We start from the raw sequence: 13,058 nt of genomic DNA, 5'->3' as shown, positions 1-13,058 counted from the left end.
ATTTATTACTTATTAAGCGTTTTAGTCATAACCAATTCCCTTTATAAAGTCGCTCTACGCCTTGCAGCAATTGCATTTGCCCGAAACTTTCGATGTAGAAAATGCATATCGACCTTCGCCAGCTCCGTCACTTCATCGCCCTCGTCGAGCACCGCAGTTTTGTCGCGGCAGCGGCGGCGGTAAACCTTTCGCAATCGGCGTTCAGCCGCAGCATTCAGGCGCTGGAGCACAGCGCAGGCTTTCAGTTGATTGACCGCGCCAGCAAGGAATTGCCGCCGACCAAGCAGGGTCTGGTGGTGCTGGAACATGCGCGGCGGCTGATTCGTGAAGCGCAAGAGTTGAACAACGAAATCGGCCGCCTGGGCGGTGCGGAAATCGGCACCTTGCGCTTCGGCTGCGGGCCGGCGCCGGCAGGCCAGCTGGTGCCCAAGGCGGTGGGGCAATTCATTGCCGACTACCCCAAGGCCCGGGTGCATTTTCAGGTGGATAACTGGCAGGATCTGAACCAGCGACTGATCAGTGAAGACATCGAGTTTTTCGTCGCCGACACCCGGCGTTTCGAGGCCGACCCGGACTACCGGATTACCCGCCTGCGGCCACAGCGCATGAGTTTTTGCTGCCGCGCCGATCACCCGCTGGCGCAGCAGGAGGCGATCACTTGCGAGGCACTGTTCAGCTACCCACTGGCGACCACCTTCCGCCCGCCGAACATCCGCAAACTGCTGACCGAATACAGCGGCCGTCGCGACTTCATGCCCCAGGTGGAATGCGAGCACACCTATGCGCTGCTCAATGTGGTGATGCACTCGGACGCCATCGCCATCGGCAATGCGCTGAACCTGGAGCCGTATTTCCTCAAGGGCGAACTGCACCCGCTAACGCCATTGGACATGCCCGAACACCTGGACGAACTGCACACCCGCTACGGCATCGTCAGCCGTAACGCGCGCTCGTTGTCGTCACTGGCCAAGGCGATGATCGAGCGCATCGAGCACGTCGACCAAAGCTTGAGCGAACACCTGACCGGGCTGTCGGCAGAGCGGATCGGGGTTTAAAAATCATACCGCCCCGTCACGCCCATGGTGCGTTGTGCGCCCAGCAGGCCGGAGTAGCCGCCGTTGGGTTCGCTCCACAGGCTGGTGGCGTAGGTCTTGTCGAAGGCGTTCTTGACCCACAGCGAAACGTCCCACTGGCCCTGGCCCAGATCGCCGCGCAGCCCGGTGGAGAAGTTGCTTACGCCGTACCCGGCAATCTGCGCGTACGCCGAGTCTTCCACGGCGCCCACGGCCTTGGAGCGGTAGGCGTAGCTGGCGGTCACGTATTGTTCCAGGCCGTTGTCCCAGCCCCATTTGTATTCGCCGTTGACGTTGCCGATCCACTTCGAGGCGCCCACCACCTGATGGCCGCTCAGGTCGCAGGACGCAGGCGCACCAGGCTGGTAGCTGACTTCCGGCGGGCATGGCGCGTCCTTGTACGATAGGTAACGCACATCGTTGTACGAGCCATTGACGTTGACGGTCAGGCCGCGCACCGGCACCACGGTGGCTTCCAGCTCTAGGCCGCGTGAGCGCACAGAGCCTGCGTTGGTGAGGTACTGCACGCGGTTGGCGTCGTCGTAGGCGGTGGTCTGGTAACCGTTGACCTTGCTCCAGAACAGGTTGCCGTTCAGTTGCAGACGGTTGTCCCACAGGGTGCTCTTGACCCCGAGTTCCAGGTTATTGGCGCGCTCGGTGCCGATCAGCAGCGAGTCGGCGCCGGCGGTCGGTGCGGTGCCAACGGTCAGGTTGACCCCGCCGGATTTTTCACCGTGCGACAACGTTGCGTAGCCCAGCACGTCATCGGTGAAGCGGTAGCTGAGGTTGAGCAGGCCCGACGGGCTGGCGGTGTACTGATTCAGGTCGCCGGAATCGTAAACGCCATAACGGGCGTTGCGCGCCGCCAGGGCCGCACCGGTTACCGTCGCGCCACCGGTGGGCGCCAGGCGGTTGACCCAGGCGCTCTTCTCTTCATAGGTGCCGCGCACCCCGGCAGTGAAGTCCAGTTTCGGCGTCAGGTGCCAGGTACCCTGGGCGAACAGCGCAAAGCTGTTGGTCTCGATATGGCCCTTGGCAACACTCGACACGTTGGCCAGCGCTCCGGTCGCGGTGCCGTTCCAGACATCGGCCAGCGGGCCGTTGCTGGCAATGTTGCTGTTGTCCAGGTCCGAGCCGTAGTAATAGGCACCCAGCACGTAATCGAAGGCGCCGCCGGTGGGCGACGCCAGGCGCACTTCCTGGGACCACTGTTTGTCTTGCACCGACACACCACCGTTGTAGCTGGCCGGCACATTGAGGCCGTCGTCGTTGCGCGGGCTGAAATTCCACCAGCGGTACGAGCTGACCGAGGTCAGGGTGAAGTCGCTGGGCAGCTTCCAGTTGGCTTCGACCGAGGCGCCGCCCTGATGCACGGTGACGCGCTGGGTGGCGTCGAGATTGACCTTGCGCTTGCTGCCATCGACCAGTGTCGCGCCCGCAGCGGCTGCACGCGCTTCGTAGCGGTTGACACCGTTGATGGTCGGGCCGGTGCTCAGCAGCGCGCGGGTGCCGGCGCTGGACGACTCTTCGTTGTAGTCGCCGATAAAGCGCAGGCTGAAGTCTTCGTTGGGCTTGAACAGCAACTGGCCACGGAAGCCTTCGCGTGAACCGCCATTGAGGTCATGACCGTCGTATTCGTTTTTCAGGTCGCCATCGCTGCGGCTGCGGTACGCCGAGAAGCGCCCGGCCAGCTCATCGGTCAGGGGACCTGAAATCGTGCCCTTGGTCTGGAAGAAACCGTCTTCGCCCACCGAGGTTTCAATCGTGCGCTCAGGGGTGAAGGTCGGCGCGCGGGTGCCGATATTGATCACGCCTGCGGTGGTGTTCTTGCCGAACAACGTGCCTTGCGGGCCGCGCAGCACTTCAAGCTGTTCGATGTCCATCAGATCAAACACCGCCATGCCCGGCCGGCCCAGATACACGTTGTCGATGTACAGCCCGACGCTGCCTTCCAGGCCATCGCTGGCAGGGTTATTGCCCAGGCCGCGAATCGATACGCTGGACTGGCGCGCATGCATGTACGCCACGTTCAGACTCGGGGTCAGTTGTTGCAGGTCCTGAATGCGATAAACCCGCTGGCTCTCCAGCGCCTCACCACTGATCACGCTGATCGGGGTCGGCACGTTCTGCGCGCTTTCTTCACGCCGACGAGCGGTGACGGTCACGGTTTTCAACTGCGCACCGTCGGCCTGGGCCTTGCCCGCTGTCACCGGCTGTTCAGCCGCTGTCGGTTCGGCGGCATGGGCCAGCGACCCGCCGGCACAGCCCGCCAGCAACAAGGCCAGCGGTAGACGTTTGAGTCGCCAGGCGGATAACGGGACGGGGGTGGCGGACGGGTTCATACAGGCTCCTTTGAATACTTCTAATATTCTAATAAGTTATTTATTTATGCCTTTAAAGACATTAAACGAATAAGAGAATGCCTTTATAAGGAGTTCCCCCAAGTGCGGGCAAATGCATTTGCCCGATACTTTCGATGTTCAAAATGCATACGCAAAAACCGTCCTGTCGATGCAGCGTATGCATCGTCGATATTCAGCAAATGCGCTTGCCGCCAGCGCCGCCTACACGCGAAATAGCCGTTTTGATTTTCCGTGGTGAACCTGTGTCAAAGCCTGTGCGCAACGTGCTCTACATCATGTGCGACCAACTGCGTCGCGATTACCTGTCCTGCTATGGCCACCCTCACCTGCACACGCCGAACATCGACCGCCTGGCCGCCGCCGGGGTGCGTTTCAGCCGCGCCTACACCCAAGGCACCATCTGCGGGCCGTCGCGGATGTCGGCCTACACCGGGCGTTATGTCAGCAGCCATCAGGTGGCCTGGAATGCCGTGCCGCTGCCGCTGGATGAACTGACCATTGGTGATTACCTGCGCCCGGCCGGCATCCGCACCGCACTGGTCGGCAAGACCCACGCCACGCCCAACCGCGAGGCACAACAACGCCTGGCCATGGACCTGGACGGCGCCGAGGCGCAACAGCTCAATGAAGTGGGGTTCGAGCCTTATGTGCGTCACGACGGCCTGTACCCGGACAGCCCGGTGTTCGACGACAAACGCGAAAGCGCGCCCTACACCCATTACCTGCGCGACCTGGGCTACAGCGCGAAAAACCCGTGGCACGACTGGGCCAACGCTGCCCAGGGTGAGCACGGCGAGATCCTCAGTGGCTGGAAGATGCGCCATTCGCATTTGCCGGCGCGTGTTCCCGAGCAACACTCGGAGACGGTGTACACCACCGATCGCGCCATCGACTTCATCGACGAGCAAGGCGAACAGCCCTGGTGCCTGCACCTGTCGTACATCAAGCCGCACTGGCCCTACATCGCGCCGGCGCCGTACCACGCGCTGTATGGCGCAGAACACGTCATCGCCCCGGTGCGCGCCGCCGAACCGAACGATCACCCGGTGTATGTCGCCTTCCGCCAACATCAGGAAAGCGTGAACTTCTCCCGTGATGACGTGCGCCTGAACGTGGTGCCGACCTACATGGGCCTGATCAAACAGGTCGACGACCAGCTCGGCCGCCTGTTCGATCACCTGCAAGGCAGCGGCCGCTGGGACGACACGCTGATCGTGTTCACCAGCGACCACGGCGACTTTCTCGGTGATCACTATCTGGGCGAAAAAGAGTTTTTGCTGGAGCAAGCGGTGGGCGTGCCGCTGATCGTGCGCGACCCGCGCCGCGAGGCCGATGTCACCCGTGGCAGCGTCGATGCGCGCCTGGTCGAAACCATCGATGCCCTGCCGACCTTTCTTCAAGCGCTGGGCTTGCCCGCCGCCGATCACCGCCTCGAAGGTCGCTCGCTGATCCCGCTGCTGCACGGCGAAACCCCGGACTGGCGTCACTACGCGATTGCCGAATACGACTACGCCTTCCAGGCCCCGGCCCGCGAACGCGTCGGCCAGCCGATCGACCGCTGCCGCATGTACATGGTGCGCAGCGAACGCTTCAAATACCTGGCCTACGACGGCGTGCGCCCGCAACTGTTCGACCTGCACAACGACCCACAGGAACTGCAAGACCTGGGCACCGATCCCGCCTTTGCGGCGGTGCGTGAACAGCATCAGGCTTATCTGTTCGACTGGTTGCGCGGCCTGAAACGCCGCACCACGATCAGCAACGCCGAGATCGACCTGCGCGGCCAGCGCTTCAGGTACGGCGAACCGGCGGAAGAGAAACTGGTGCCGATCGGGGTGTGGTGAGGCCTTTGGGCGGTCAGGTTTGTGGCGAGTGGTACTGACCCTGTATATACATAGTTAGTACCAAAGCCACCGGAGTACGCCTCATCATGAGCAAAGAAGCTGTTTTTACGATGAAACTGGAACCGCAACTGAGGGCTGAATTCATGGCTGAAACCGCTCGAGAAGATCGTCCTGCCTCCCAAGTGATGCGCGAACTGATGCGTGCTTATGTCGAGCAGCGCCGTCAGGGGCGTGAACATGACCAATACCTGGAGCAAAAAGTTGAACAAGGCCGGGCTTCCAGGCAAGCCGGCCTTGGGCGCTCCAACGATGCCGTAGAAGCAGCATTTGCCGCCCGGCGTGGCCAGATCAAAGATGATCAGGTTTGAAAATCACATGGGTACCGGAGGCGGAGCAGGACCGCCTCGATATCTGGGAATACATTGCCGCCGAGAACCCGGCGGCCGCCAGGATAGACGCTCTGTTCAGCCATGCCGTATCCGGGCTGGCCAGTCATCCGTACTCCGGCAGAACCGGAAGAATCCCCGGCACTCGGGAGCTGATCCCGCACCCACACTATTGCCTGATCTACGAGTTCGAACACGAGACCCTATGGATCCTGGCCTTGGTCCATACCTCGCGACAGTGGCCTCCCGTGTAGGCGTCATGGTTGTTATGACCCACCAGAGCCAGCCTTAAACCCCGCGCGTGGTCACGCTGCGCTGGCCATGCACGCCTACCGGCACTTCGCCGTGCAGGGTGACGCGGCGCACGATGCGGGCCTGGCTGCCGTAGTCGTCAATCGCGTAATGCTGGGTCGAGCGGTTGTCCCAGATCGCCACGTCACCAACATTCCAGCGCCAGCGCACGGTGTTTTCCAGGCGGATCACGTGGCTCTGCAACACGCTGAACAAGTGCGCCGAGTTCACTGGCGAGTAGCCCTTGATGCGTTTGACGAAGTGCCCCAGCAACAATGAACGCTCGCCGCTGATCGGGTGGACGCGCACCACCGGGTGCTCGGTTTCGAACACGGTCGAGGTGAAGGTCTTGCGGTACTTTTCCAGTTGCTCGGGCGTCACGTTAGGGCGCGGACCGACGTAGTCGTATTCGTTGCTGTGCACCGCCCATAGCTTGTCGGCCAGCTCACGCAGGTCTTCGGTCAGGTCGTTGTAGGCGGCGGCTGTGTTGGCCCACACCGTGTCGCCACCGGACTCTGGCGCCACCACCGAGCGCAGGATCGACGCCTTGGGGTATGCGTCGACGAAGGTCACGTCGGTGTGCCACGAGTTGGCGCGCTGGCCGTCGGCGGCGCTCAGTTGCATCAGGTAGCTGGAGCCTTCACTGACCGGCACGGTCGGGTGCGGCACCGGCTCGCCGAGCAATTTGGCAAAGGCTTCCTGCTGCTGATCGTCCAGGTGCGTCTGGCCCCGGAAAAACAACACCTTGTAATCCAGCAGCGCCTGCTGGATGGCATCGACCACCTCGGGTTGCAGGTCTGCACTCAATTTGACGCCATGCACCTGGGCCCCGATGCGGCCCGCGACCGGGCGGATATCCAGGGTGTGCAGCGCAGGTTGCGTGGCGATTGCCGCATTGCTCATGGGTGAACCTCACTGTTCGGGTTGGGCGGGTCGCTCTATCGATATGCAATATCGCTATATCTAAAAAGCAAACACTTCGTTGACGGAATAAGAGCTTGCATTTAAAACCTCTATCCAGCCTCACGGCCAATACCTTCGCCCTATTTTTAAAATGCCGGGAATGCATATGGATCTTCGCCAACTGCGCTACTTCATCGCCCTGAACGAACATCGCAGCTTCGTGCGCGGCGCCGAAGCCATGGGCATTACCCAGCCGGCATTCAGCCGCAGCATTCAAAGCCTGGAACAGGAATTCGGCTGTGTGCTGGTCGACCGTGCCAGCAAGGACTTGCGCCCCACGCCGGAAGGCCATGTGGTGTTGCAGCACGCCATGCGCCTGGTCAAGGGCGCCAACCTGCTGACCCGTGAGGTCGCCGAGATGACCAAGCTGGACGCCGGCGAACTGCACTTTGGCTGCGGCCCGGCACCGGCAGTAAAACTGGTGCCCGATGCGGTGGCGCAGTTCATCAGCGCCTACCCCAGAGTCAAGGTCGGTTTCGAGGTCGCCAACTGGGAAAAACTCAGCCGCAGCCTGATCCGTGAAGAGATCGAGTTCTTCATCGCCGACATCCGGCACTTCGAGGCCGACCCCAATTTTCACACCCAGGCGCTGACACCCAAGCGCGGGGTATTCTTCTGCAGGCCCCACCACCCGTTGCTGGAAAAGGAAAGCCTGTCGACCAACGACATGTTCGACTACCCGCTGGCCAGCACCCTGCTGCCGCCGGGCTTTCGCAAACTGCTGGCCACTGCCAGTGGCCGGGGCGACTTTACCCCCGGCATCCAGACTGACCACTTTCCGAGCCTGGCCAAGATCGTCCGGCAGACCGACGCCATCGGCATCAGCAGCGAAGAAAGCTTTATCAACGACGTGCCACCCGGCGCACTGGTGCGCCTGCAATGGCGCAACCTGTCGCTGGAACAACTGGGCGCCGGCGCCCGCTGCGGCATCGTCAGCCGCGCAGGGTTTCGCTTGTCACCGGCAGCACGGGCGATGATTGACGCGATTGTGAGTCTGGATGAGGTGCATGTAGCGGCGTGAGGCAGTGGAGTATTGCGATAGATATGAGAACCCGTTGGCAATCAGGTATGTCTTCGGAATAGTCCTACAACATGTTCAGGAACAGTTCTCTGGGGTATGGCCGTTAGCAATAACGAATCCATCTGTCAGAGAATTTCAATATGGACATCATCAGCTACTCACCAGGCCTCGTAATTTCTCATTGGCTGCCGAAGCTCGTCACACCGGATGCTGAAAATACATCACCCAACCTTCAACACGCTGCCGAAGATCGCGGGGACGCCCGGTCAAAAGCGTTCTACACCCGTGAAGCAGAGCCGTGGAAGGGGAAAACCTATATCTACTCTGACTTTGGGAAGCCTGAAGAAGTACGCCCGATGACCAAGGCAATGTATCTGGAGGAACTGAAGCGGGACCTGGATTCAGAACTCACGGTCCAGCAGAGCATCTATAGCAAAATAAGAAACGAGCTCGGTGTATTCAGGCCTGACCTCGCCAGCAAGAATTTCAGCTACACGCTGGGCGATGACAAACAAGTAAAGATACTTAATCAAGATTCCTCACTCACTGAAGACGACCTGGAATATTTAACCAAGCGTTTCAATGATCACAGTCGATTCAGAGACAGTGTGAACCAGCACGCTAAAATGGCCATGGCCCTGGTTGACCACGATGACGAAACATTTGGCGGCAAATACAAGCTGGATCTGTTGAATATCCAAAACACGCTTGATTATGGAAAGCTCATTATGCTGAAACCAGAAAATATGCACGAAGCCTTTATCCGTCAGATCATCGAAAATGGCGAGAGACGTGAACAACCTTTGGTTGATATCACCGTATAGTCACGCATAAAGACGCCCTGCCGACCAAGCGCCTGCAGGGCGCACGCTAAAGCATCAGTTTCTGGACCAATTGATCAACCACCGCTTACAAATGTGCCCAAAATTATAAAGATGGGGCTTGTCGGCATGAATGCCCGGCAATACGTTTAGCGCCTCGTAACTCCCTTTCTCGTACCGGGTAGCCCATGTATTTCTGCCGTTATTGACATGGATAAACGGTTGAGCATAATGACCGCCCTCGCAGCCACTGAACTTGATGAGCTCCGATACCTTCCCAGCACTATCAGATGTGTAATTAGTGGTCTTTCCACCAATATTACTATTGGGTTCGAAATAAAATGCCACCACACCGCACTCCAGCGGATGCTTTTTACTGTCAGTGAACGTGACCTCCAACTGCGCTTCGGTCAATGCCTGTGTCGCGAGAAAAGCAGGATCACTTAGCCCATAAGGAATAGGCATAAACCCCTGCTGGTGATGAAAGTCATAGTTCATGTGCGGATAAGAACCGAACACAAGTCCATACTCTGCTTTCTCGAACTGGACGCCCTCGGCAGCCATCACCCGCACTTCAACCGTCGCCCCTGGCGCCAATCGCTCCATTTTTTCCGGCCCGTTCCAGCGTTTGGCTTTCCATTCACCGCCATCGATGCGGTATTCCAGCCTCCACTGCTTTCCATAGGATCTGACATCCGGGATGGCCAACAGAACATTCTGACCACGTACGCTCGTAAAGCTGTAGTGATGAACGGCCGTCACGCTCTCCAGTGCATTGCTGATCTGGTGAATACGATCCTCCAGAACCGTCGCGACCGGCGCTTGAGCCGGCAGTGGATCTGTCTGGGCGAATGCCTGTAGAGCCTTAACAGCGAATACACCCGCCAGCAGCATGTTCAGACGCTTTTTATTTTTATTCATCATTGCAAAAATCTCATTGGGTTATTTGGGTAGACCCGTGGGCCATCTGGCATGAATGCCAGAACATGCCCGACCTAATCCCTCAACAACCCAATGATCAATAGCGATAAACAAAAATCAGAAACGTCCTACACTAAAGTGCTTTATCCGACACCCATTCACTCACTTTGAACGCTTTACGAATCAGTCGCTGTTCCACAGCCAGGCCCACCGATTTTTTCAGCCGCGCAGGGTTTCGACTTTCTCCGGCAGCACAGGCGATGATTGACGCGAGTGTGAGTCTGGATGAGGTGCATGTCGCGGCATAGGCCGTGAACTATTGCGATAAATTTGAGAACTTGCTCGCAATAAAGTGTGTCTTCGGAATAGTCCTACAACATGTTCAGGAACAGTTCTCCAGCGTGTGGCCGTTAGCAAGAACGAACCCATCTGCCAGAGAATTTCACTGTGAACATTACCAGCATCACATCAAACATCGTGACTATCCCGCTTCTGTCGAAGCCTATTGCATTGGGCGCTGAAAAGGCTTTGCCCAGCCTCCCAAAAGTCGACGAAGATCCCAGGGAGGCGCGGGCAAAAGCGTTCTATACCCGTGAGGCAGAGCCGTGGAAGGAGAAAACCTACCTGTACCATGAGACCGGAAAACCTGAAGAAGAACGCCCGATGACCAAAGAAATGTATTTGGACCACTTGAGAAGTTTTTTAAACATAGACCTTGAGATTCAGCAGAGCATCTATAGCAAAATTAGAAATGAACTCGGTGTGTTCAGACCCGATCTCGCCAACAAAAATTTCAGCTACACACTGGGCGATGACGCTCAAATAAAAGTACTCAACCAAGATCCGTTACTTACTGAAGGCGATCTAGAGCATCTAACAAAACTCTTCAATGATCGCAGGGGGTTCAAGGACAGCATACACAGGCACGCCAAAATGGCCATGGCCCTGGTTGACCACGATGACAAGACATTTGGCGGTAAATACAAATTGGATCTTATGAATATCCAGAACACACTTGATTATGGAAAGCTCGTCATGCTGAAGCCGGAAAAAATGCACGAGGCCTTTGTGCGCCAGATTATCGAAAATGGCGAGAGACGTGAGGAGCCTTTGGTGGATATCACCGTGTAGTCGTGAGCAAAGACGCCCTACTGACACTACGTCTGCAGGGCGTCCTTTAAAGCATCAGTTTTTAGACCAGTTGATCAGCCAGCGTTTACAAATATGCCCAAATTTATACTTATAAGGCTTGTCAGCATGGGCTCCCGGCAATACGTTTAGCGCATCATAATCGCCCACCTCGTATCGGGTAGCCCATGTATTTCTACCGTTATTCACATGAATGAACGGCTCAGCATAAAAACCGCCTTCACAGCCACTGAACTTGATGAGTTCTGAAATCTTCCCACTACTATCAGATGTATAACCAGTAGTCTTTCCACCTACTTTGCTATTGGGTTTGAAATAAAATGCCACCACCCCACCCTCCAGCGGATGCGCTTTGCTGTCGGTAAAACTGACCTCCAACAACGCTTCGGTCAATGCCTGAGTACCCAGGAAAGCTGGATCGGTACGCCCATGAGGAATAGGGATAAATCCCTTTTCGTTATGAAAGTCGTAATGCATGTGCGGGAACGAACCGAACACCAGTCCATACTCCGCCTTATCGAACTGAACACCCTCGACGGCCATTACCCGCACTTCAACCGTCGCCCCTGGCGCCAATCGCTCTATCTTTTCAGGCCCGTTCCAGCGTTTGGCTTTCCATTCACCGCCATCGATGCGGTATTCCAGCCGCCACTGCTTGCCATAGGATCTGGCATCCGGGATGGCCAACAGAACATTCTGACCACGTACGCTCGTAAAGCTGTACTGATGAACCGCCGCCGTGCTCTCCAGTGCGTTGCCGATCTGGTGAACACGATCCTCCAGAACGGTTTCGACAGGCGCTGACGCAGGCGGCGGATCTGTCTGGGCGAATGCCTGTAGAGCAGCAATAGCCAATACAGCCGCCACCAGCCCGTTCAGACGCTTTTTATTTTTATTCATCGTAAAAGTCTCATTTGGTTATTTGAGTAGACCCATCGGCCATCTGGCATGAATTCCAGAACATGTTCGACCTAATCCCTCAACAACCCAATGATCAATAGCGATAAACAAAAATCAGAAACGTCCTACATTAAAGTGCTTTATCCAACACCCATTCACTGACCTTGAACGGTTTGCGAATCAGCCGCTGTTCCGCCGCCAGGCCCACCGAATTTGTCAGCCGCGCAGGATTTCGACTGTCTCCGGCAGCACGGGCGATGATTGATGCGATTGTGCGTCTGGATGAGGTGAATGTCGCGGCATAGGCCGTGAACTATTGCGATAAATTTGAGAACTCGCTCGCAATAAAGCGCTTCTTCGGAATAGTCCTACAACATGTTCAGGAACAGTTCTCCGGCGTATGGCCGTTAGCAATAACGAATCCATCTGTCAGAGAATTTCACTGTGAACATTACCAGCATCACATCAAACATCGTGACTGCCCCTCTTCTGTCGAAGCCCATTGCACCGGACGCTGAAAAGGCTTTGCCCAGCCTCCAGAAAATTGAAGAAGATCCCAGAGAGGCCCGGGCAAAGGCGTTCTATACCCGGGAAGCAGAGCCGTGGAAGGGAAAAACCTACATCTACTCTGAATTTGGTGGACCTGAAGAAGAACGCCCGCTGACCAAAGAAATGTATCTGGAGGATCTGCAATGGTATTCAAACCTGGAGCTCAGGATCCAGCAGAGCATGTATAGCAAAATAAAAAACGAACTGGGTGTCTTCAGACCTGATCTCGCCAGCAAGAACTTCAGCTATACATTAGGTGATGACGCACAGGTAAAGATACTTGATCCTGAGAAGTCACTCAGTGAAGGCGACATGAAATATTTGACAACCCTTCTCAATGATCGCAGAGGATTCAGGGACAGCGTGTGCAAACACGCAAAAATGGTAATGGCCTTGGTTGATCACGATGACAAGGCATTCGGGGGAAAATACAAAATGGATTTGTTGAATATCCAGAACACCCTTGATTATGGAAAACTCATTGCGCAAAAACCAGAAAAAATGTACGAAGCCTTTGTGCGCCAGATTATTGAAAATGGCGAGAAGCGTGAGGAGCCCTTGGTGGATATAACCGCGTAGTCTCGAGCCAAAACACCCTGCCGATACGACATCAGCAGGGTATCCATCAAATCATCAATTCTTGGACCAGTTGATTAGGTTTTGTACGAAAAGTATTGCCGCATACAACGCAGACTGCAGGCCAGCGTGACCATGGCTGCAAAGCTCCTGGCCAGCTTGTCGTAGCGAGTGCCTATTCTGCGGTTCTCCTTTAGCCAG

General features: G+C 56.8%; 13 protein-coding genes and 1 pseudogene. 9 read left to right on the top strand and 5 right to left on the bottom strand.

The window, feature by feature from the left end:
* Positions 1 to 101: 101 nt before the first annotated feature.
* A complete protein-coding gene (locus ACYP2A_RS21080; protein ID WP_459747820.1) occupies positions 102 to 1,055 on the top strand; it encodes a LysR family transcriptional regulator in 954 nt (317 codons plus the stop codon).
* Here the strand turns inward: ACYP2A_RS21080 and ACYP2A_RS21075 are convergent.
* The gene (locus ACYP2A_RS21075) at positions 1,052 to 3,415 is read right to left on the bottom strand and encodes a TonB-dependent receptor (RefSeq protein WP_459747817.1); all 2,364 of its coding nucleotides are present in this window, start codon (positions 3,413 to 3,415) and stop codon (positions 1,052 to 1,054) included. The two genes, ACYP2A_RS21080 and ACYP2A_RS21075, sit on opposite strands and share 4 nt — an antisense overlap.
* A 112-nt stretch (positions 3,416 to 3,527) precedes the next feature.
* Here ACYP2A_RS21075 and ACYP2A_RS21070 point away from each other — a divergent pair, with 112 nt between their 5' ends.
* The 4 genes from ACYP2A_RS21070 (at position 3,528) to ACYP2A_RS21055 (ending at position 5,920) form a co-directional block, all read left to right on the top strand.
* Positions 3,528 to 3,674: a hypothetical protein gene (locus tag ACYP2A_RS21070; protein WP_459747816.1), complete on the top strand. Its 147-nt coding sequence runs from the start codon at positions 3,528 to 3,530 to the stop codon at positions 3,672 to 3,674.
* A 4-nt stretch (positions 3,675 to 3,678) separates the two neighbouring features.
* On the top strand, positions 3,679 to 5,280 hold the full coding sequence (locus ACYP2A_RS21065; protein WP_459747814.1) for an alkaline phosphatase family protein: 1,602 nt from the start codon (positions 3,679 to 3,681) through the stop codon (positions 5,278 to 5,280).
* A gap of 86 nt (positions 5,281 to 5,366) precedes the next feature.
* Positions 5,367 to 5,648, top strand: coding sequence for an antitoxin of toxin-antitoxin stability system (locus tag ACYP2A_RS21060; protein WP_459747812.1), 282 nt, complete (start codon positions 5,367 to 5,369; stop codon positions 5,646 to 5,648).
* Positions 5,645 to 5,920, top strand: a complete 276-nt coding sequence (locus tag ACYP2A_RS21055) for a type II toxin-antitoxin system RelE/ParE family toxin (RefSeq protein ID WP_459747811.1) — start codon at positions 5,645 to 5,647, stop codon at positions 5,918 to 5,920. The genes ACYP2A_RS21060 and ACYP2A_RS21055 overlap by 4 nt, the downstream gene beginning before the upstream one ends.
* Before the next feature lie 34 nt (positions 5,921 to 5,954).
* Here the strand turns inward: ACYP2A_RS21055 and ACYP2A_RS21050 are convergent, their stop codons facing one another.
* Complete coding sequence (locus ACYP2A_RS21050; RefSeq protein ID WP_459747810.1) at positions 5,955 to 6,860, bottom strand: TauD/TfdA dioxygenase family protein; 906 nt, start codon at positions 6,858 to 6,860, stop codon at positions 5,955 to 5,957.
* Positions 6,861 to 7,026: 166 nt separating this feature from the next.
* Between ACYP2A_RS21050 and ACYP2A_RS21045 the strand changes: the two genes are divergently transcribed.
* A complete protein-coding gene (locus ACYP2A_RS21045; protein ID WP_459747808.1) occupies positions 7,027 to 7,941 on the top strand; it encodes a LysR family transcriptional regulator in 915 nt (304 codons plus the stop codon).
* 140 nt (positions 7,942 to 8,081) lie between these two features.
* Complete coding sequence (locus ACYP2A_RS21040; protein WP_459747805.1) at positions 8,082 to 8,765, top strand: hypothetical protein; 684 nt, start codon at positions 8,082 to 8,084, stop codon at positions 8,763 to 8,765.
* A gap of 54 nt (positions 8,766 to 8,819) precedes the next feature.
* Here ACYP2A_RS21040 and ACYP2A_RS21035 read toward each other — a convergent pair whose 3' ends face one another.
* The gene (locus ACYP2A_RS21035) at positions 8,820 to 9,686 is read right to left on the bottom strand and encodes a hypothetical protein (protein WP_459747803.1); all 867 of its coding nucleotides are present in this window, start codon (positions 9,684 to 9,686) and stop codon (positions 8,820 to 8,822) included.
* A 444-nt stretch (positions 9,687 to 10,130) separates the two neighbouring features.
* Between ACYP2A_RS21035 and ACYP2A_RS21030 the strand changes: the two genes are divergently transcribed.
* Entirely contained in the window at positions 10,131 to 10,814 is a 684-nt protein-coding gene (locus tag ACYP2A_RS21030) for a hypothetical protein (protein WP_459747801.1), read from the top strand.
* A gap of 54 nt (positions 10,815 to 10,868) precedes the next feature.
* Here ACYP2A_RS21030 and ACYP2A_RS21025 read toward each other — a convergent pair whose 3' ends face one another.
* A complete protein-coding gene (locus ACYP2A_RS21025; RefSeq protein WP_459747800.1) occupies positions 10,869 to 11,732 on the bottom strand; it encodes a hypothetical protein in 864 nt (287 codons plus the stop codon).
* A 444-nt stretch (positions 11,733 to 12,176) separates the two neighbouring features.
* Between ACYP2A_RS21025 and ACYP2A_RS21020 the strand changes: the two genes are divergently transcribed.
* On the top strand, positions 12,177 to 12,860 hold the full coding sequence (locus ACYP2A_RS21020) for a hypothetical protein (RefSeq protein WP_459747798.1): 684 nt from the start codon (positions 12,177 to 12,179) through the stop codon (positions 12,858 to 12,860).
* 74 nt (positions 12,861 to 12,934) lie between these two features.
* Here ACYP2A_RS21020 and ACYP2A_RS21015 read toward each other — a convergent pair.
* A pseudogene (locus ACYP2A_RS21015) lies at positions 12,935 to 13,058 on the bottom strand (IS5/IS1182 family transposase); the annotation flags it as partial.

Source organism: Pseudomonas sp. 3A(2025) (assembly GCF_054589175.1).
Note: the sequence above shows the minus strand (reverse complement) of the source record. Positions and strands in the feature narration are given on the sequence as shown.